This window comes from Silvibacterium bohemicum (assembly GCF_001006305.1).
Lineage (GTDB): Bacteria > Acidobacteriota > Terriglobia > Terriglobales > Acidobacteriaceae > Silvibacterium > Silvibacterium bohemicum.
Genome location: NZ_LBHJ01000003.1, coordinates 89,356 through 110,469, shown reverse-complemented (window position 1 = coordinate 110,469; position 21,114 = coordinate 89,356). Strand labels below are relative to the sequence as shown.

Sequence of the window (21,114 nt, the reverse complement as noted above, 5' to 3'; positions counted from 1 at the left end):
GAAGGCCGCACCCGGGATGAATCACCGGGTGCAGGACGAAAGCTATCTTGCGGGAACTAAATCTGGGAAAACGGGGTGGGCGTCAGGATGAGATTGGTGATGTTGCTGACGATGGGCTCGAAGGCGTACTGCGGCAGCGATTTCAGCTTTTGCCACTCCGGATCGGCGCCGAACTTCTCCCACTTGGCATCCAGATCGGCAAGATCGTTGAAGGTCAGCATGTAGGTGAGGTTGGGCAGGCGCGGCCCGATCAGGGTGTCGCCATAAAACACCTGGCCGAAGCCGGCTCGCGCAAAGATCTCGAACTCACCGTGATGAAACATCTCCACCTTGCGCACGTGATCCCGGTTGCTGGGGCTCTCGTAGGTGCGCAGTTGAAAGATTCTCTTCCCCTGCCGTGCTGCTGCAGCCGGAGGCGTGGGCTTGGGCCATCCCGAAAAGGCGGCCATCAGCGAGCTTTCCACGCGATCGAACGCCGGCTGCGCAGCAGGAGCACTCCAGAAGGGCTCGGCGGCCTTCATGAATGCGGCGTCGTTCGCCAGCTGCAGCTCGGCCGTGACCAGCGTCTGGAGATTGCTGCCGGGAATGAGCAGGTACAGAGTCGGCGTCTCCGGACCGATGGTGAGATAGAACGCGCCTACCGGAGCGAGGCCCAGCCGGTTCAGCGCCGGTATCAGCGCATTCGCAATGTAGTCTTCGGCGAGCTTCATCTGCGGACCGGAAGACAGCCGGTATTTGCGCAGCTCGTAATATTCGCGCGAGGGCGAGTCCCCGCTCTCAGCCTTGAGCATGGTGCCTCCGGCCGCAGCAACGGCGGCCAACGATGAGGTAACGAATTCCCGTCTTTGCACTGGCCCTCCTGAAGGCGTCCAACCGCGAGTCTACTGTACCGGGCCCGGTAACACGTGAATTGTATGCAGCCAGACCTCCGCGCTCTGCGGCCACGCGGTCACCGGAAGCTCGGTGCGCCGCAGCCCGTATCCGTGGCCGCCCTCGGCGTAAATATGCAGCTCGGCAGGAACCTTCGCCTTCTTCAGCTCCATGAAATACGTAATCGCGTTCTCCACGTGAACCGGATCGTCCTCGGCCTGCAAGATGAACGCCGGCGGCGTGTCAGCAGTGACGTGGATCTCCGGATTAGGCTCGAAGTCCTTCTCGGCAAGCGCCAGGTAACCGGGATAGATGATGACCGCGAAGTTCGGCCGGCAGCTGACTTCATCGGACGCGTCAATGGCATCATAGAGCCGCTTCTCAAAATGCGTGCTCAGAGCAGCGGCCAGGTGCGCGCCGGCCGAGAAACCCAGCACGCCGATGCGATTCGCGTCGATATGCCACTCGTCGGCATGAGCACGAACGATACTCATGGCTCGCTGCGCATCCTGAAGAGCGGCGGGAGATTTCGGATACGGCCCGGTGTTCGGCACCCGGTACTTAATCAGAATACAGGCGATCCCCACCGAGTTGAGCCAGTCGCACACCTCGGTACCTTCGAGACCGATGGCTAAAATCTGATATCCGCCTCCCGGAAAGACAATGACGGCCGCGCCGGTTCTCTTGCCCTTGGGCTCATAAAGAGTCAGGGTCGGCGTGGAAACGTTGCCCAGGCGAACGATCGGCTGCCCTGCGATCAGCCGGTCTTTCGCCGTCGTAGTATCGACCTCCGGACCGTTGCCGGACGCCGCACTGGACGGCGCACCCGGCGCGCCGTGCGGCCAGAGGGCAATGGTGAGGTGGCCCGGAGCCGGCTCCCATGCGGGCTTTTGTGCGAAGAGAGAGATTGAAACCAGAGTGACAGCAGTGAGCAGCAAAAGCTTTCGCATTCAGATTCCTTTGGGATTCGAAGAAATCATCGCAGCTTGAGCACCGCTCGGCAAGTCGCGCTTCCCTCTTCAGCCGGCACGTTTGCTCTGCGCTCCCGCAACATGACCGGCTACGATTTTCAGATCGGCGATAAATAACTCCGTCTCCTTCTTCCGCGTCTCGTCATCGGGAGCGCGAAGAATCGAAGAGGGATGAACGGTCGCCAGGATAGGAGGATATCCCTCCACCTTTTTGATCGTGCCGCGCTCCTGCGTAACCCGAAAGCTACTGCCGAGCAGAGCCTGCGCCGCAGTCGCCCCCAGGCAGACAATGAGCTTCGGAGAAACCGCCTCCACCTCGGCATCCAGCCACGGACGGCAGGCCGCAATCTCCCGCATGCTCGGCTTCTTGTGAATGCGCCGCTTGCCGCGCGGCTCCCATTTGAAATGCTTCACGGCATTGGTCACATACGCCGCTTTGCGGTCGATGCCCGCGGCCTCCATACAAGTATCCAGAAGCCTTCCCGCCGGTCCGACGAAGGGCTTGCCGGCAATATCCTCCTGATCGCCGGGCTGCTCGCCGATAAAGATGATCTCCGCGCCGCGTTGGCCCTCGCCGAAGACCGTCTGCGTGGCATCGCGATAGAGATCGCATCCACGGCAACCCTTCGCCGTTTCTTGCAGCGCGTGGAGCGTGATCTTTTCCGGCAGGTATTGCCGGGCCGATCGAGCCGGAGGCTTCGCTGGACACATATCGCGCTTGGATGCGTGAGACTGCTCTGAAGTGATCGTGAGTCGTGCCATCCAATCAGCTTCGGCTCCCGATCATGAAGCATCCCATCAGTCAGGTGCGAGTAGGCACGAGGAACATAATGAACATCCTGGTCATGAATCCCGGTGGCAACTCCCTCAAGGCGGAGATCATCGTCTGCCAGCCGCAGCAACAGCATGCCTTTGCCGGAACCAAGCTGATCAGCGTGATCATCGAGGGCATCGGCAAGAGCCCGAAGCTCTCGAAGTATCAGGGGAAGAAGATCGTGCACACCGAGTCCATCGAAGCCGCGGACTACGGCGACGCGGTCACCAGCCTTTTCCGATGGCTCGAAGGCCTGTTGCCGCTCGAAGGCCCTCTAACGGAAGACCTGCCCAGGCTCGACGAGATCGATTGCGTGGGCATCCGGGTGGTTCACGGCGGCCTTCATTTCACTGCGCCAGCGTTGGTCGACGCAGAAGTCGAGCGCCGCATCGTCGATCTCGAAAAGCTCGCTCCCCTGCACAACAAAAGCTCAGTCGAAATTCTCGATCCAATCCGGAAGAAGCTTGGCAACAAACCCATCTACGCGGTCTTCGATACGGCCTTTCACCGCACCATCCCCGACCATGCCTCACATTATGCGATTCCTCTCGACCTCGCCGGGAAGCATGCCATCCGCCGCTACGGCTTTCACGGTATCTCGCACCGCTACATGCTGGGGCGCTATGCAGAGCTGGTCCATAAGCCACAGGAGCAATGCACGCTGGTGACCATGCATCTCGAGAGCGGCTGTTCGGTGACTGCGATCCGCGACGGAAAATCGGTGGACAACACCATGGGGCTGACTCCGCTGGAGGGACTGATGATGGGCACGCGCTCCGGCGACATCGATCCCTCCGTCATTCCGTTGCTGATCCGCGAAGAGCATCTCGAACTCGATGAAGTCATGACGCTGCTCAACAAAAAATCCGGACTGCTCGGTGTCTCCGGCAAATCGCTCGATACCCGCGTGCTGATCAAGCACTACGACACCGATCCCAGGGTCAAGCTCGCGCTCGACATGTTTTCCTATCGCGTCTGCAAGGCGGTGGGCGGATATCTCGCAGCGCTGGGCGGCGCGGATGCTGTGATCTTCGGCGGCGGCATCGCGGAAAATACCACGCTGCTCCGCGACCGCGTGGGGGACAGCCTGCGCTGGTGCGGCCTGGAAGTCGATGCCGAGGCCAATCGCACGCTCATCGATATCGAAGGCCGGTTGTCGACGGAGAACTCGCCGCTGCAGGCATGGGTGATTCCGGTCGAAGAGGGATTGCAGATCGCGCACGAGTGCTGTGGCGCGAGGCTGGCTGAAATCAGCCCTGCCAGTTGACCTGCGTCACTCCCGAAGAGCGCTGCAGCTCGGGAACGATATCCGGCGGGAAGGGATCGCGCGACGGATGCTGCCAGCGCAGTTCACACTCGACCGTGGTTTCCTGCGCTTCGGGCGCGGCCAGGACCGACCAGGAATGAATGTGCAGTGCGCCGGCTCGCAACTGGTGGCGCAGGCGGTCTTCCGAAAAGATGTATCCGTTGAAGGTCACCGTCAGCTTGCCCCGATGCTGCTGATCCATCCGGTGCTCGAGCCACTTGAGACCCGACAGGGTCACCAGGGTCAGAGCCGCGGCGGCGCCCCCCAGCAACAGCTGTCCTCCGCCGAAGCAGAGGCCCATCACCGTAGCCATCCAGAGCGTGGCGGCGGTGGTGACTCCTAGCACTGTATCTCCGCGGCGAAGGATCGCGCCCGCGCCGATGAAGCCGATTCCAGTGAGGATGCCAAGTGGCAGGCGCATGAGATCGAGAACCACGAAGGAGTTTGGCGTCTTCCCCGTGCTGTTCATCAGCAGATTGGCCTGCAGCATGGCCACGCATGCGGCCAGGCAGACCAGCACCGTAGTACGCATGCCCGCCGGACGGCCCTTCCCGTCCCGGTTAACGCCGATGAGACCTCCTGCGAAAAATGCACACGCCATGCGAAGTGCAATTTGTTGCCAGGAAAGCGTAACAGGCATTTCACAGCTCCTGCGCGGTTAGGATGCAACCCGCGCGCGGAGCGCAAACAAATATGTACCTTAGAAGCCATACGCAAAAAACGAGAGGCAGCCGTTATGGCTGCCTCTCGCGGGTTGAGTTGAGACCGTCTTAGTTGCTGCTGGGACGGTGCGCGGGCCGACGTGCCGGTGGCTTCGCAGCGGGCTTCGCCTCGCCGTCCTTCATGATGATCATCGGAGGATTCTGCGTGTAAGAGTCGAAGGTGCCGATTAAGGTCACCGTCGAGCCTGTCGCCGGAACGTCCTTCAGCGAAGCCTTCATGTTGACGGTGAAGTCCGCCTTCTGCGACTGCTTGGCATCGTCCGAAACAGCAAGCTGTACGGAATCGGCCGTCGCCGAGATCACAACGCCAGGGATCTGCGTGGTCTTGCCCTGCAGAACGCCCCAGACCTTCTGGGCATCGTCCGTGCTGCCGTTCGACAGGATGTACTCCTGATCGCCCAGCGCGAGCTTGGAAGGATCAGGCGTGCCGACGATGGCCTGGTGAGCCAGCTCCTGCGGAGACGGCGGGGGCGGCGCGGGTACCGGCTTGTAGGAGGCAGGCGGGGTGACGTTGTCATGCGCCAGCTGCTTGACCTGGTCGAATCCGTCCATCTTGCCGGTGTACTTGGTGTACCAATATTCGGCTGCCTTCTCGGCCGTGGTCTTGTAGGGCTCAGGCAGATACTGCGCCGCGCGGGTAAGGTACCAGATACCGTTGACAAGATCCTTCGGATCTTCCTGGACATAGGCGTTGCCGAGATAATAGGTGTCGGCGAGCGCCGGGTTCTGCGTGGTCTGGGCCGGATCCTTATAGGCACCCAGCTCCGAGGTATATGCGGTGATCGCGTCCTTGTAATCCTTCTTGGCGACATCGTCGGCGCCGATAGCGTCGTAGAAAATCGGGGTGGCCAGATCTTTGAGCTTCTGGTAGTCGGCGTCGCTCATGCTGGCCGGCTTCGTCGAGGTCAGACCCTTCTGCGCATTGGCCGCGGCATCATCCAGCTTGGCCTGATCGCCGCTCGCCTGAGCTTTGCCGACATAGACCACGAAGGTCAGGGCGCGCAGATTGGTGGGGTCGACCTGCAGGAGACGCTTGGCAGCGTCGAAGGTCTTTGCGGCATCGCCGGTGGCCTGGTAGGCGCCCACCAGCTGCTCCAGCATCTCGGCCTTCACCACGCTATTGGGATACTGCTGGAGAAAACTCTCGATGGCCGCGGCCTTGGCTGCTGGGGCGGACTGCCCGATCGCATTGGTGTAGGCGTTGTATTCCGCCGGGTCTTTGATGGTGATCTGACCGGATTGAGAACCCGAATCTTGCGCCATAGCGACTGGCAACGAGGCAAGGGTGCTGGACGCAAACGCCAGCAGCGACGCAAAAACGACCTTCTTCATTCAACGCTCCTAAGGAGATTCCTAAAAAATATTGCATTCGCGAGTGCGAGCCACGTGCGGAAAAATTCTCTATCGGCGGAGGCCAATCATATTCCGACTATGGAGTGATACTTCACCAAAGCGATATTTGCTGGATTATAGAAACCAGCGGCTTCCTATGACAAGTAACAGTTTATTGGTGACTTCAAACGTCTTGGAATGTGCAGCAGCTCTCTTGCTATGAAACTTTCCTTCCGGATTCACGCGCTCCCAAATTTGCCCCAGGCCGGAAGCAACCTGCCAGGAATCACGAAGCATGGGATGCGATGTGAAACCGAACTGTTGACTGCGCCGGTTAAAAGTCTTCTAGAAGCTCTGCCGCACATCCTATCCCGCTTCACGCTTCCCCACTATAGAACAATAGTTTTGAAGAGGAGTAACGAATGAGCCATAGGAACACGCTTGACGGGCAAATCGCCCTGGTTACGGGAGCAGGAAAAGGCATTGGAGCCGCAGTCAGCAAGCGCCTCGCATCGATGGGCGCCATGATATTGCTGGCAGCGCGCGACCGCGAGCAGCTGGCCGCTGTGCAGCAGGAGATCGCCTCCGCCGGTGGCCGCGCCGAGCCTGCGCCGCTCGATCTGCGCGAGGAATCCTCCGTCGCCGCCCTGGCACAATCGGTAAAGGAGCGCTTCGGCCGCTGCGACATCCTGGTCAACAACGCCGGCATCGGCATTACCGGCCAGCCCCTGCACGAGACCTCGCCCGCGGCCTGGGACGAGATGATATCTACCAACCTCCGCGGCCCCTACCTCATGATCCGCGCTTTCGCGCCGCTGATGATCGAGGCGCGCGCCGGCCACATCGTCAACATCTCCTCGCTGGCGGGTCATAACCCGCTCAAGAACGGAGCCGCCTACTCCGCTTCGAAGTGGGGACTGAACGGCCTCACCTATTCCGTCGCCGAAGAGCTGCGCGAGTACGGAATCCGCGTCTCGGCGGTCGCTCCCGGTTCCGTTAACACCGAGTTTGGCGGAGGCAGCAAGGATGGAAGCTGGAAGGTCCAACCGGAGGATGTGGCCCATGTCGTCGCCATGATCGTCACTCAATCTCCGCAATCATTTGTAAGCGAAGTCAAGGTGAGACCGCTCCGAAAGCCCTGATTAACAGCCCGACCAGCAGCCCGAAACGGAAGCGTTGATCCAAACGTCTATCAGCCAGCGTCTACTAGCTAGGAGCATCTTGGTCGCATGGCGTTCGTTCGTAACGTTTCGGCGCAGAACGACACCATTTTTATATGAAACGGCTTTCCCCAACCATTTATCGGAATCGGCCTTCTCGAACCTCCCTTAGCTCTGGACGCCTGAGCCTGTCTCCCAAAACCGTCTTCCCCTGGGTCGCCAAAGTAACGATCTTCGCCGTCATCCTGATCGTGCTGTAGCGCCGTTCCCGGCCAGAAACTCCCCGGATTCCCTCTCGCCGTCCCCTTGCCGTTCCCCTTTTCGAGGACTAGGCTGAAAGTCTCTGGTGATTTCCTACGACAACCGAAGTGCAGAATGGCGTTTGCGTGCGGCGTAAATGCACCTGTTTGTGTGCAAATCGGGCCTGAATCCGCAAAGCGGAACTAATGGTTGAGTTAGGGACGGCTTATCCACAAGATGTTGGGGTGTCCATGTTGACCCCTTAGGGTGTGGCGGCTAGAGTTTCTTCATTGACGGCCTGAATTTTGGCCATCCAGGCAGACCTCCACTGCGGAAGGAAGGAGTCAAATCCGTATGCTGAAGCTGAAAAAAATCCAGATTCTGGGCTTCAAATCCTTTTGCGATCGCACCGAAGTGTCGCTTCCCGGCCAGGGCATCGCCGTGGTGGTTGGTCCCAACGGTTGCGGCAAATCGAACATCCTCGACGGCGTGAGCTGGGTGCTGGGCGAACAGAGCGCCAAGAGCCTGCGCGGCGGCAAGATGGAAGACGTCATCTTTGCCGGAACCCGCGACCGCAAGCAACTCGGCATGGCCGAGGTCACCATCACGCTGATCGATCCCGAAGCTTATGCCGGCGGCCCGCTGCTCGAAGAGCCCGAGATCGTCATCGAGAACGAGATGGACGCCGACTGGGACGAGGAGAAATTCCGCGCCGAGCGCGCCGCCGAAGTCGAAGAGATCATCGCCGAATCGCAGCCCGGGCAAGTCATCGAGGGCGAGGCGAAGGCCGAAGGCGAAGTTCATTCTAGAACCGAGGGCGATGTCCATCCCGGCCTAGCAGCCGCTGCGAACGGCGAAGCCGCTCCGCAAGCCGAGGCCTCTGCTTCTCCCGAAGCCGGCAGCGGTGTGGTGCTCAAGATTCGCCGCCGCAAGTTCCAGAAGACGCCGCAGCACGGTGAGATCGTCGTCACGCGCCGGCTCTTCCGCACCGGCGACAGCGAATACCTGCTCAACGGCAAGCTCTGCCGCCTCCGCGACATTCAGGACATCTTCATGGGCACGGGCCTTGGGCCGGAGTCCTACGCCATCATCGGCCAGGAGCGCATCGGCCAGCTGCTCAGCTCCAAGCCGCACGACCGCCGCTCCATCATCGAAGAGGCCGCGGGCATCACCCGCTTCAAGACCAAGAAACGCCTCGCCGAGCTGCGCCTTGAGCAATCGAAGCAGAACCTCGCTCGCGTCAACGACATCTTCGAAGAAGTAACGCGGCAGATGGGATCGCTGAAGCGCCAGGCCGCGAAGGCCGAGCGCTACGCCGCACTGCGCGACGAGATGCGCGCGCGATTGCGTGTGGTGCTGGCCAGCAAGATCACGCAGCTGGATACCGAGCAATCCGCAGTCACCGAAGCAATTACCACGCTGACCGCGCAGATCGACGAGCACGGGGCGAACATCGAACAGCTCGACGGCGAGCATGCGACGCAGGTTGCGCAGGGCTATGAGCTCGATACAGCAGCCAAAGCAGCGCAGGCCGGCGCCAGCCAATCCGCGGTCGAGCTGGAGCGCGCAGCCTCGCGCCAGCAAGCCAACCAGGAGCGCATCGCCGAACTCGAAGCACGCACCGCCGCGGGCAGCGCAGAGCTGGAGCAGGCGCGGCAGCACCTGGCCAGCCTCACCGCCGAGCGCGATTCGCACCGCAGCTTCCTCGAAACCGCGGCCTCAGAAGCAGCGGGCTTCCGCGAACAGGCGCAGGTCCGCCACCAACAGGCTCGCGAAGCGGTAGCAGCGGTCTCCGGCGCCGAACAGCGCGCCGAGGGCTCGCGCCGCCAGGCCATGCAGCTGCTCTCGCAGATGGGCATGATCCGCAACCAGGCCACGCAGGCCGAGGAATCGCTGGCTGCGCTGGAGCGCGACGCCGATCGCCTCTCGACTGAGATGAACGCGGCCCGGCGCGATCTCGAAGCGCTGGGTGCGGAGCGCGGACAGGCTTCGCTCACCTTCGAATCGGTCACCGAGCAGCTGAAGAGCCTCGAAGCCGAGATTGCGGCGCTGCGCAACCAGATCAACGTCAAGCGTGGAGAGGAGACCGAGGCCAAGCGCCGCGGCGATCAGCTGCGCGCCGAACAAGCCACCCTCACCGGGCGGCGCAACTCGCTCGATGCCTTGATCCGCGAGCACAGCTATTCGACCGACACCGTCCGCAAGCTCTTCCGCTCGAACTCGCTCGGCGGCGGCCTCGCCCCGGTGGGCACGCTCGCCGACTTCCTCGAAGTGAACGGTCAGTACGAAAACGTCGTCGACGAATTTTTGCGCGAAGAGCTGAATTACATCGTGGTGAAGAGCTGGGATGCTGCCCACGAAGGCATGCGCCTGCTCAAAACCGATGTCGATGGCCGCGCCACCTTCCTCGTTCATCCCGAAGACTCGCAGGCCAAGTTCTCGTTCGCCGGCGACAACACCATTCAGAGTTACGACCAGCAGCAGGGCGTGGTTCGCCTGAAAGAGTGCATCCGCGTGCTCGACGGCTTCGGCCGTTCGCTCGAAGTGATCCTGCCCAAACTGCGCGATGGCTACGTGACACCCGATTCGGATACGGCCCGGACACTGGCCCTGGAAAATCCGAATGCCTTCTTCCTCGCGCCCTCCGGCGAGTGCTTCCACAACGTCACCGTCACCGGAGGCAAACCGCGCGCCGGAGGTCCGCTGGCGATCAAGCGCGAACTTCGCGAGACGCAGCAGAAGCTGGAGAAAGTCGAGCAGGAGCTCGGGCAGGCGGAGATCACCGCGGCCACGCTGACCAAGGAACTCACCGACCTCACGCGCCAGCTCGATGTGCAGAGCGAAGAGCGCCGCAATACCGAGCGCGAAAGCGCGAACCAATCCGCTGCCCTGCGCCAGATGGACTCCGAAGTTCAGCGCCTCGAACGCCGCCTGCAGGACTGGACGCTGCAGAACGAGCGCAACAAGGACGCACGCGGGCAGAAGCAGTCCTTCATCGAGCAGAAGCAGGAAGAGGCGCAGAAGATCGAGGCCCAGCACCTGGCCGCTGAGGCCAGCCTCGAAGAGCTGCAGCGCGCGGTCGAAGGATTTCGCCAGGCGCGCGAGGCCGCGCAGCAACAGGCAGCACAGGTCTCGGCGGAACTGGCCGGTCTCGAAGAACGCCGCCGCGGTGCAGAGGCGGCCTTCGCCCGCATCGACCGGATGTATGTCGACCTCGCCAACCGCGTCAAGCAGACCGAGCAGCAGCTGGCCTCGGCCCTCGCCGAAAACGAACAGCGCACGCGCGAGAACGAGCAGCTGGCTGCCAATCGCGAGCAGCTGACGGCGGTTCGCGAGCAGGCGCTGGCAGAGATCGCCCGCATCAGCGAAGCAGCAAAGACGTTGCGTGAGAGCGTCTCTAAGATCGATCAGCAGCTCAAGACGCTGCGCGCCGAGACCGACACGCTGCGTGAGACGCGCAGTGCTCGCAGCTCGCGCGCTGCTACCCTGGCCGCCGAGCTCACCCACCTCGAAGAGACCTGCATCAACGATCTCGGAGCCGAGGCAGCGATCCTCCGCCAGGAGACCGAGCTGGTGCGCATCGAAGGCGAAGCATTATCGACGGAAGACGAGGCCTGCCGCGGCCTCAAGCAAAAGCTCGAAGCCATGGGACCGGTCAACATGATGGCCCTTGAGGAGTACAAGGAGACGGCGCAGCGCCACGAATTCCTGGAGACGCAGCGCAAGGATCTGCTCGACTCCATCGAGAACACGCACGCCACCATCAAGGAGATCGACCAGATCTCGCGCACCAAGTTCGATGAAGCCTTCGTCCGCATCAACGAAAACTTCAGCGTCACCTTCTCGCGCCTCTTCGGCGGCGGCCAGGCCTTCATGCGGCTGACCGACGAGGAGAACTCCATCGACAGCGGCATCGATATCGTCTCGCAGCCGCCTGGCAAGAAGCTGCAGAACGTGCTGCTGCTCTCCGGCGGAGAGAAAGCGTTGACTGCGCTGTCGCTGCTGGTCGGCATCTTCCAATACCAGCCCAGCCCCTTCTGCGTGCTGGACGAAGTGGATGCGCCGCTCGACGAAACCAACGTGGGCCGTCTTGCCGATCTTCTGCACAGCATGTCCGGCGATACGCAGTTCCTCATCGTGACCCACTCCAAGCGCATGATGACCGCCGCGGACCTGATCTACGGCGTCACCATGCAGGAGCCGGGTGTTTCGAAGCTGGTCAGCGTGCGCCTGGGCGGCCAGAGCCGCGATCAGAATCGGGAGCAGGAGCGCCGCGCTACCGCGTAGCCGCCACCTCCCAGGCCCGTTTTGGCAAGTGCGTTTCGGTAACCTGTGGAATTTTCGTCTTTCAGGGCGAAGCGCCTGCTTCGCTCTTGACAGCCCATAAGTCCGCGTGACAGGACGCCGAAACACCGCGTCAATCGCGCATTTATGTTGCGTTGACAAAGCGCGCCTCCCGATTCAGAATCGAAACTCAGTCTCATCTCAGGAAGGCCCCCACGTTGTCCGCTCTCATCGAAACCGAATTTGCCGATTTGGTGCTGCACGCACGCGGTAAAGTCCGCGATCTCTATTCTGTCGGCGAATATCTTCTGCTGGTTGCGACCGATCGCATCTCGGCCTTCGATCACGTACTGGGCAGCGGCATCCCCGGCAAAGGCAAGGTGCTCACCCAGCTCTCGCTCTTCTGGTTCGACTTCCTCAAAGACATGGTTCCAAACCATCTGGTGACGGCGGATGTGAATCAATACCCCGCCGAGCTGCGCGAGTACAAGGATGAGCTCGCCGGCCGCTCCATGCTGGTGAAGCGGGCGCAGATGTTCCCCGTCGAATGCGTGGTGCGCGGCTATCTTTCGGGTTCAGGATGGAAGGACTACCAGGCTACCGGCGCGGTGTGCGGCATTCCGCTGGCCGCCGGCCTCAGTGAAGGCGACCGCCTCCCCGAGCCCATCTTCACGCCGGCCACCAAGAGCCTGGACGGCGAGCATGACATCAACATCGGTTTCAATGAGATGGTGACGCGGGTCGGCGCGCAGAGCGCGGAGCGGCTGCGCAGCCTGAGTCTGGCCATCTACAGCAAGGCCTCGGCCTACGCCGAAGAGCGCGGATTGATTCTCGCCGACACAAAATTCGAGTTCGGCACCACCGCCGAAGGGATTATCCTTGCAGATGAAGTGCTGACGCCAGACTCCTCGCGGTTCTGGCCTCGCGACCAGCACCGGCCTGGCCAACAGCAGCCTTCCTTCGACAAGCAGTTCGTCCGCGACTATCTCGAAAGCATCCGTTGGAACAAGCAGGCCCCCGCGCCTGCACTGCCGTCCGAAGTCGTCGCGCGCACGCAGCAGAAGTATCTCGAGGCCTACCGGTTGCTGACCGGCAAGTCTCTCTCGATTTAGTTCAAGGATGGGGATGTCGCTGATCGACTGGTTGATCGTAATTATTCTTCTGGTTTCAGTGCTGTCGGCGGCAAAGAAGGGGTTTTTTCTCGAAGTATTTTCGCTGGCCGGCGTGGTGCTGGGGTTGTTGCTGGCAAGCTGGAATTACCAGAAGCTTTTACCCTGGGTGGCGCGTTGGATTCACAACACGCCGGCATCTGAGGCGATCAGTTTTATCGCCATCGCGATGGCCGTAATGATTTTGGCCGGCCTGCTGGGACGCTTGGTCCGCTGGTCGGTGCATTCGGTGGGATTGGGTTGGGCCGACCGCATAGTCGGCGCAGTTTTTGGATTCGTGAAGGGATGTGTCCTGATTACGGTCGCGGTGCTGATCGTCGCCGCCTTCCTTCCTCAGGCCACATGGTTTCGGCAGTCGCGGCTGGCGCCTTATTTTTTGACGGCCGCGCATCAGGCTTCGATAGTGACGCCGAGCGAATTTGGAGCGCGTATTCGCCAGGGCGTCACCATCATTCGTAATGCACAACCGCCATGGCTTCGGCCATCGGCGGAAGCGCTCCCTGGGCCCCCGCTCTACGCTCCACGGTTGTATTTAGACAAAAAAGAGCTGGCCGAAGCCAGTGCGCCGCCAGTTTCATAACAGCCCGGGGCAAGATGGTTTGTGTCACGGTAACACTCTGAATGAAAACTGACGCCAGAAAGAGGTATGTGTGAAGCGTGAATTGGATAACCTTGTGACCCAGATGCACGCCAACGGCGTAACCTACGCCGACGGTGTGCGCGAGTTCAAACGGCGCTTTCTGATGGAAGTGCTGGCGCATCACAGGGGAAACCAGTGCAAGGCCGCCAAGGAACTGGGCATGCACCGCAACACACTGAGCCGCACCATCGCCGAGCTGGAAATCGATCCGGCACAAATTCGCAGCGGGCTCAAGCGTCCGCCGCGCAGCGAACGTCCTGTATTCGAGACCAAGCAGATGGTCCGCTAGGGACCCGGGCCGTCCCGGAATTCGCGTTGCTTCAATCCAGCCCGGCGCCGGTACGGAGTTGATGCGAAAACCCTCGGGGGCGGCCAATCTGCTTTAGTCTAGTGAGTAAGGACGAACGCAGAGTGACCTCTTCATCGACGCAGCAAATTGTTCCGCCTCCCGCTTTCGCGTATGAAACCGCGGAAGACCGTGTCTTCATCCAGGACGGCTTTGCCTGGGACCGGCAGGGCGCTTATCTTTTCGACATCGACGGCACGCTCCTGCGCAGCCGCGACCGCATCCACTTCAACTCGTTTTATTCGAGCGTGCGCTCGGTGCTGGGTCATGATCTGGTGCTCGACGGGGTCATCGTCAGCGGCAATACCGATCCCGGCATCCTGCGCGATGCCTTCCGCCTGGCCAAGCTCGAAGACCAGCACTGGCAGCCGCACCTGGAGTCGATCCTCGAGCAGATGCGCATCGATGTAGCGGCCCGCCGCGCCGAGATGAAACTGGTGATGATGCCGGCCGTCGAAGAGACGCTCGCCTATCTCCAACGCCAGGGCGGCGCGCTCGGCGTCGCCACCGGCAACCTCGAATCCATCGGCTGGCTTAAGATCGAAGTCCTGGGCCTGCGCCACTGGTTCACCTTCGGCGGCTTTAGCGACCGCTACGATGTCCGCTCGCACATGATCGCTCATGCCATGGAAGTGGCGCGCGAGCATGCCGGTCCCGAGGCCACGGTTTGCGTCATCGGCGACACCCCGGCCGATATCTCCGCTGCGCGCGCCAACGGCCTGCCCACCATCGCCGTCGCGACCGGCAACTACAGCTTCGATCAGCTCATGGAGCACGAGCCGGAAGTCTGCTGCACCACGCTGAAAGCGCTGCTGGCCGCCGTCGAAACAAATCCCGAATGAAGCACCGCCGCCAGGTCGTCCTCGCGATCGCGCTCTCCGCGGGCTGCGGTCTCGCCAGCGCCCAGAACATTCCGCAAGACAGGCCGCAGCCTGCGACGATTCCTGTAACAACTCCTGCGGCAACTTCAGGAACGGCGGCTGCGGATACAGACAGGACCGCTCCGCAAAAGCCCCCCTCGGCACGCACCCGGCAGCAGGCCGAGAAACATTATCTTGACGGCGCGAAGGAGCTGGAGCGCGGCAATCTCAAGGCGGCGGAGGCCGAATTCGCGCGGGCCGTCGCACTCGATCCCGGCAACCAGCAATTTCAGGAATCCCACGAGATCGTCCTGCAGCATGAAGCCACGGAGATGATTCAGGCCGCCGACAAGGCGAAGATCCTCAACCATCCCGATGAGGCGCGCGCCGATCTGATCGAGGCCTTTCGCCTGGATCCCAAAAATCCCATGCTGGCGCAGCACCTCGATGAGATCGCGCGTGAATCCGTGCCCCAGACTGCGCAGCCTTATCCCCAGGAAGAAGAAAAAGAAGAGGCCGCGGCTCCGCCCATCGAATTTGCGCCGCAGCAGAAGCGCCTCAGCTTTCATCTCCACACCAATTCGAATGACTTGATCCGCCAGGTGCTGACGGCTTATGGCATCACGCCCAGCTTCGACAGCTCGGTGAAAAACCAGCAGACGCGCCTGGACGCCGATGACATCGACTTCAACCAGGCGCGGCACATGCTCAACCTGGTCACCAACACCTTCTTCGTGCCTCTCGATCCCAAACGGGCGCTGGTTGCCGCCGACACCAAGGAGAAGCGCGCCGAGTTCGAACGGCTGTCGGTCGAAACCGTCTATTTCCCCGGCCTCACCTCCGCCGAGACGACGGAAATGGTGAACGTGGCCAAGAACATCTTCGAGGCCCAGCAAGCCATCGCAGCTCCTGCCAGAGGCACGGTCACGCTGCGCGCCCCCGCAGTCAAGCTGGCGGCTCTCAATGCCACGCTCTCCGAGCTGCTGGAGGGACACAGCGAAGTCGCATTGGATATACGCCTCTACAGCATCGCCAAGATGCGCACTGTCAATGTCGGTGTGCAATTGCCAACGCAGACTTCGCTCTTCAACATTCCTACTGAGCTCAACAGCGTGCTGGCGGGCAATCAGAGCCTGGTGCAGCAGATCGTCTCCAGCGGTCTGGCCAGCGCTGGCGACTTTGAGGCGATCGCGGCGATTCTCATCGCCTCAGGACAAGTCGGCAGCACTGTACTGAGCCAGCCCTTCGCCACCTTTGGTAACGGTCTCTCTCTGACCGGTATCTCGCCGGGCTCGGTGAGCGGTAACCTGATGCTGAATTCCTCCGACTCGCGCGCTCTCGACCAGGTGAACCTGCGTGTGCTCGACCAGGAAGAGTCGACCATCAAGAGCGGCACCCGTTTCCCTATCGTCACCTCGACGTATTCGAGCCTGGCTGCCTCGCCGGTCAACATCCCAGGGCTCTCCTCGGCCGGCCTGTCCAGCACCCTGTCCGGTCTCGGCATAAGCTCTGCGGCGTTGAGCTCGGCCAGCAATCAGGTCATTCCGCAGGTGCAGTACCAGGACCTCGGCCTCACCTTCAAGGTCAAGCCGTATATTCAAAAAGATCGCGACGTTACCCTCAACCTCGACTTCACAATCACCTCGCTCGAGGGCGCCTCGCTCAACGGCATCCCGGTGCTTGAAAATCAGGAGTACAAGGCAATCATCACCCTCAAGGAAGACTCCAGCGCCGTGGTGGTCAGCAGCGTCTCAAAGACGCAGTCTGCTGCGATCGCCGGCCTGCCCGGACTCAGCGAGCTTCCCGGCTTCCAATCGACGACCAACAAGAACACCGAAAATGACGTCTCGGAGCTGATCGTCGTCATCACGCCACACGTCATCCGCCACACGCACCGGGAAGAGGCAGGCCGCATGATGATCCTGCCGGTTCATGAATAAGTCGGGTCGATTTGGAGTTCTCTTCGTGTTAAGCACCATATTGACGGGTGCCCCACATCTCGCCTTTGAGATGTGGGAGACCAACAGATCCCGCCCATAAACCAACCCCGTCATTCTGAAGACCAACGGGAGGAAGAATCTCAGCGCAGTCTGCGTACTAGCAGCGCTGAGATTCTTCGCTACGCTCAAAATGACGGCTATAAGGGGCTCATTGGAATAGCGGAATAGCATCCGCGCCGCCTCCGCCCATTTTCACCCCGCCCGCTTTTTACCCGGCATTGACCTGACATTCACACGCGTTCGCATCTCTTCACGGGAGCAGGCGCGGAGACTCGGCCTTCCGCCCTTCGCTCAGCGTCCGATTGCAGAGGAGGAGACGAGATGAGCGTGAACCGCAGGGATTTTTTGCGCAATGTAGCCGGGGCCGCATCCGCGGCAGCCCTCGCCGGAGCCGTTACCGGCGCCACCACCAGTGAAGCTCAGGAGCTGCCGTCGCCCTCCGCCTCGCAGATCGACCACATCATCGTAGTGATGATGGAAAACCGCAGCTTCGATCATCTGCTCGGCTGGCTGCCCGGAGCCAACGGCCGCCAGGCCGGGCTCAGCTATCTCGATAGTGAGGGCGTGGCCCATCCCACCCAGCAGCTCACCACTTACGTCGGCTGCGCGCACCCCGATCCCGACCACTCCTACGCCGGCGGCAGAAGCGAATACGACAACGGCAAGATGGATGGATGGCTGCGCACCACCACCAACGACACCTTCTCCATTGGCTATTACGTCGAAGACCAGCTTCCCTTCTTCAGCGCTCTGGCCCGCAACTTCACCACCTGCGATAACTACTTCGCCTCGATCCTCTCGTCGACCTTTCCGAATCGCGTCTTCCAGCACGCTGCGCAGACAGACCGCCTCACCAACACCCTCGACATCTCAACCCTACCTACGATCTGGGACAACCTTGCAGCGGCCGGCGTAAGCGGCAGGTATTACTACTCCAATGTGCCGTTCCTGGCGCTCTGGGGAGTGAAGTACCTGGGCATCTCCGCTCCCTTCGCGCAGTTTTTGACCGATGCCGCGGCCGGTACACTGCCTGCGGTCTCCTTTGTCGATCCCCGCTACACCATCCTCGATGACGGCGGCGGCAATGACGATCATCCTCACGCCGACCTGCGCGCCGGCGAAGCTTTCATGGGACAGATCTACCGCGCAGTAACGGGCGGACCGAAGTGGGCCAATACAGTCCTGATCTTCAATCGCGATGAATGGGGCGGATTCTACGACACGGTCACGCCGCCGCGCGTGGTCGCCGCCAACGACGTCGATACCGACATCGTGAACGGCAAGACGCTGCTCGGCTGCCGCGTGCCCACCATTGTCGTATCGCCCTTCACGCGCGGAAACACGGCCACGCCGCGAATCGATTCTACTGTCTACGATCACACCTCGGTGTTGAAGCTGATCGAGTGGCGCTACAACCTGCCGCCGCTCACCCCGCGCGATGCGTCGAACGAAATCGGCAACCTGGCGCAGGTGCTCAACTTCAGCAAGCCCGACACCTCGGTGCCGGCGCTGCCCGTCATCACGCCGCCCATCCCTACGCCCTGCGGACTATTCGAACTGGCCAGCGAGATCGACAACGAGAGCTACGACTTCTACAGGATGCTGATCTCGGATCTGATGGAAGGTTGGCAGACGCTCTAAGGCAATCACAACGACGGTCGAATTTGCTCGTCATTCTGAACAAAGCGAAGAATCTTGGCGATGCATTCGGCATCGCTTATACCGTCAGACTAGGGCAACCCCACACCTACGGCTACTGCTCAACTTCGGCGCGAAGCCGCTTTCGTTTACGACGCCCGTATTGCAGCAATGGGATCGACGCGCGACGCGCGTCGCGCGGGAAAGTAGCATGCGAGAACCGACATCGCCCCAAGCAATACCACTACCACGATGACCGTCAGAGGATCGTTGGCTCCCACCCCGTAGAGATACGCGGCAATGAAGTGCGTGACGCTGAGCGAGAGCGCCAAACCTAAACTAAGTCCGATAGCTGTGAGCGAAAGCCCTTGCCACAAAACAAGCCTCTGGACGTTGCCGGGTGAAGCGCCGAGTGCGACGCGGATGCCGATCTCGTGCGTGCGAAATGCGGTGCGATACGCCACCACACCATAGATGCCGGTCGTTGCGAGGAGCAGCGCGATCGCACCGAAGATGCCTGCAAACGTGCTCTGCATGACGGCGAAGAGCGTCGCCATCTGCGTGGTCACGCGCATGGTGCGCACGTCGAACACCGGTGCCTGCCCATTGATCTCGTGGATTGCGCGCTCCACCGCCGGAGCTATGTCGTTCGGATTGCCTTGCGTCCTCACCTGCACAATGGTCTCAGAACCTCGCTGGAAGTAGCTCATGTAGACCATCGGCGCAGGGCGTTCGTTCATAAACTCATGCTTCGTGTTCTTCACCACGCCAACGACCGCGGCAATGCCGTCCCCAATATGGAGCCTCTTCCCGACCGGGTCCTGCCCGGGCCAAAAGCGTTTCGCGGCTGTCTCGTCCACGATCGCAACCAGTGGAGCCTCTCTGTTGTCATACTGTGCGAAGTCGCGCCCTTCGAGGATAGGCACGCCCAGCGTCTCGAAGTATCGAGGCGTCACCTCGGCATGTTGCACCTCGAGCGATTCATGCGGGCGTGGCGCATAGCCCTCTGGATACATATCATCCGTCTTCCGCGTGAGGCTCATCGGCATCCAGTCGGTAAGCGACGCAACTGTTACGGTCGGCAATGCCGCTACTCGGTCGAGAATCTTGTGGCCGATCGCATCCACTTCGTCGCTGGAGTAGCCGGCGGTATACAGTCCCACAGACGCCGTCAACACATGGTCCTGCTCGAACCCGGGGTCGCCCGCTGCGAGATGGCGCAGCGTCTGCAGAAACAAGCCGGAAATCACCAGCAGCGCCAGCGAAAGTGCGATCTGCGCCACCACCAGGCCGCTGAGCAGCCGCCGGTTATGCGAACCTCCTGAGATGCTTGACGACTCATCCTTGAGCGCCTCAGACGCAGGGACGTGCGAAGACCGCCACGCCGGAAACACGCTGGATAGCACGCTGGCCAGAGCCGCCAATACCACGATGCCCAGCACCACGTTTTGATCCACGCTTCCGTTCAGCACAATGGGAATCGAGCTTGCAGGAAAAAATCGAGCGAATGTCTTCGCCGTCAACGACGTCAGCAACAGAGCCAGCGCTCCCGCACCAGCTGAGAGAATCACGCCTTCCAGCACCATCTGCCGCACCAGCTGCAAGCGTTGCGCCCCCAGCGACTGGCGAATCGCAATCTCCCTCCGCCGCGAGACGAACCGAACCAGCGTGAGCGTAGCTACGTTGGCGCACGTCAGCAGCAGCACCACTCCACCGATAGCCAGCAGGATGGGCAGCGTGGCGGCCATGTAGCCATTCGCGCCAAACGGCGATCGCCACATCGGGTCCAGCGTGATGGTGTTCGTTCCCAGGTGATCGTTCGGATAGGCGGCCACGATGCGCCGCATGATCGTTTCAAGGTCCTTCGTCGCCTGCTCGCGGCTCATTCCCGGCCGCAGCCTTCCCAACACAATCAGAAAGTCGATGCTGCGATGCGTGAGCCGATACTCGTTCGTCCCAAGCGGGTTCAGAGTCAGCCACGCATCGTCCCGAAGCCCCGGCGCCGCCCCGATAAACCCCTCCGGCGCTACGCCGATCACCGTCACAGGATGCCGGGCGATCTCGATCGTCTTACCCACAATCTGCGGGTCTGACGCATAGCGCGTCTTCCATATTGAATAGCCGAGAACGACATACGGCTGGGCGTCGGGCCGCGTCTCTTCCTCAGGCAAAAAGAACCGCCCCAGCAGAGGCTTCACTCCGAGCACGTCGAAGAAGTTCGCTGACACATTCCCGATATAAATGCGTTCCGGCGCAGCTCCCGCACCGGTCAACGTGATCCAGTCAGCGTGATAGGCAAGAAGCCCAGTCAGGCTCTGATTCTGCTCTCTCAGATCGCGATAGTCGAGATAAGAGAGGGGCGGCGGCGGCGAGATGCTCCACGCTCCTCGCATCACGCTCACCAGTTCACCGGTTTGCCGCGCTCCCTGAATCGGATGCAGCATGGTTCCGTTGATCCAGCTGAAGACCGTGCTGTTCGCGCAGATGGCAACAGCCAGCATCACCATAACCGCAATCGTGAATCCGGGATTCCTGCGCAGTTGCCTCAAGGCAAAGCGCGTATCCTGAAGCATTCCTGCCATAGCCGCCTCTCAGGGACAGTGCCTCAGGGAACGAGAACACTGTTTGGTACGCAAGCATGCAGTGTGCCAAACCGCGTCAAAGCCTAAGATATCGCTCATCAGTGATATAGCTTGTGCGAAAGCTCCCAGGTCAGGCTTACCGGTGATCACTCCTCCCCTTGCATGTCCGTTCTCGAACAC

At 61.1% G+C, this 21,114-nt stretch carries 15 protein-coding genes; 9 read left to right on the top strand and 6 right to left on the bottom strand.

The genetic code is table 11. The features are described 5' to 3' along the window. Window positions 1-56: 56 nt before the first annotated feature. The 3 genes from XX99_RS06080 to XX99_RS06070 form a co-directional block, all read right to left on the bottom strand. On the bottom strand, window positions 57-851 hold the full coding sequence (locus tag XX99_RS06080) for an NIPSNAP family protein (RefSeq protein WP_050058507.1): 795 nt from the start codon (window positions 849-851) through the stop codon (window positions 57-59). Between the two features lie 30 nt (window positions 852-881). Next, window positions 882-1,820: an alpha/beta hydrolase gene (locus XX99_RS06075; RefSeq protein ID WP_050058506.1), complete on the bottom strand. Its 939-nt coding sequence runs from the start codon at window positions 1,818-1,820 to the stop codon at window positions 882-884. Between the two features lie 69 nt (window positions 1,821-1,889). Continuing rightward, window positions 1,890-2,603: a UdgX family uracil-DNA binding protein gene (locus tag XX99_RS06070; protein ID WP_231581167.1), complete on the bottom strand. Its 714-nt coding sequence runs from the start codon at window positions 2,601-2,603 to the stop codon at window positions 1,890-1,892. 68 nt (window positions 2,604-2,671) lie between these two features. On the opposite strand from XX99_RS06070, the gene XX99_RS06065 reads away from it, so the two are divergent. After that, window positions 2,672-3,922 carry an acetate/propionate family kinase gene (locus tag XX99_RS06065; protein WP_050058505.1) on the top strand — a complete coding sequence of 417 codons (1,251 nt, stop codon included), beginning with the start codon at window positions 2,672-2,674 and terminating at the stop codon, window positions 3,920-3,922. On the opposite strand, the gene XX99_RS06060 is transcribed toward XX99_RS06065, so the two are convergent. After that, a complete protein-coding gene (locus XX99_RS06060; RefSeq protein ID WP_050058504.1) occupies window positions 3,906-4,601 on the bottom strand; it encodes an MgtC/SapB family protein in 696 nt (231 codons plus the stop codon). The two genes, XX99_RS06065 and XX99_RS06060, sit on opposite strands and share 17 nt — an antisense overlap. Before the next feature lie 130 nt (window positions 4,602-4,731). Next, a complete protein-coding gene (locus XX99_RS06055) occupies window positions 4,732-6,015 on the bottom strand; it encodes a tetratricopeptide repeat protein (protein ID WP_050058503.1) in 1,284 nt (427 codons plus the stop codon). A 422-nt stretch (window positions 6,016-6,437) separates the two neighbouring features. On the opposite strand from XX99_RS06055, the gene XX99_RS06050 reads away from it, so the two are divergent. From XX99_RS06050 to XX99_RS06015, 8 genes are all read left to right on the top strand, one after another. After that, window positions 6,438-7,157, top strand: coding sequence for an SDR family oxidoreductase (locus XX99_RS06050; RefSeq protein WP_050058502.1), 720 nt, complete (start codon window positions 6,438-6,440; stop codon window positions 7,155-7,157). A 612-nt stretch (window positions 7,158-7,769) separates the two neighbouring features. Continuing rightward, complete coding sequence (gene smc, locus XX99_RS06045; protein WP_050058501.1) at window positions 7,770-11,702, top strand: chromosome segregation protein SMC; 3,933 nt, start codon at window positions 7,770-7,772, stop codon at window positions 11,700-11,702. A gap of 215 nt (window positions 11,703-11,917) precedes the next feature. Further along, window positions 11,918-12,811, top strand: a complete 894-nt coding sequence (locus XX99_RS06040) for a phosphoribosylaminoimidazolesuccinocarboxamide synthase (protein ID WP_050058500.1) — start codon at window positions 11,918-11,920, stop codon at window positions 12,809-12,811. Window positions 12,812-12,824: 13 nt separating this feature from the next. Then, window positions 12,825-13,448 (top strand): CvpA family protein, encoded by a 624-nt coding sequence (locus XX99_RS06035; RefSeq protein ID WP_050058499.1) that lies wholly within the window; start codon window positions 12,825-12,827, stop codon window positions 13,446-13,448. 70 nt (window positions 13,449-13,518) lie between these two features. Next, on the top strand, window positions 13,519-13,797 hold the full coding sequence (locus XX99_RS06030; protein WP_050058498.1) for a helix-turn-helix domain-containing protein: 279 nt from the start codon (window positions 13,519-13,521) through the stop codon (window positions 13,795-13,797). 122 nt (window positions 13,798-13,919) lie between these two features. Then, window positions 13,920-14,696 (top strand): HAD family hydrolase, encoded by a 777-nt coding sequence (locus XX99_RS06025; RefSeq protein ID WP_082125295.1) that lies wholly within the window; start codon window positions 13,920-13,922, stop codon window positions 14,694-14,696. Beyond that, window positions 14,693-16,654: a hypothetical protein gene (locus tag XX99_RS06020; protein ID WP_050058497.1), complete on the top strand. Its 1,962-nt coding sequence runs from the start codon at window positions 14,693-14,695 to the stop codon at window positions 16,652-16,654. Before XX99_RS06025 ends, XX99_RS06020 begins: the two co-directional genes overlap by 4 nt. 381 nt (window positions 16,655-17,035) lie before the next feature. Then, window positions 17,036-18,355: an alkaline phosphatase family protein gene (locus tag XX99_RS06015; protein ID WP_050058496.1), complete on the top strand. Its 1,320-nt coding sequence runs from the start codon at window positions 17,036-17,038 to the stop codon at window positions 18,353-18,355. A 146-nt stretch (window positions 18,356-18,501) separates the two neighbouring features. Here the strand turns inward: XX99_RS06015 and XX99_RS06010 are convergent, their stop codons facing one another. Continuing rightward, on the bottom strand, window positions 18,502-20,934 hold the full coding sequence (locus XX99_RS06010) for an ABC transporter permease (protein ID WP_050058495.1): 2,433 nt from the start codon (window positions 20,932-20,934) through the stop codon (window positions 18,502-18,504). Window positions 20,935-21,114: the final 180 nt, after the last annotated feature.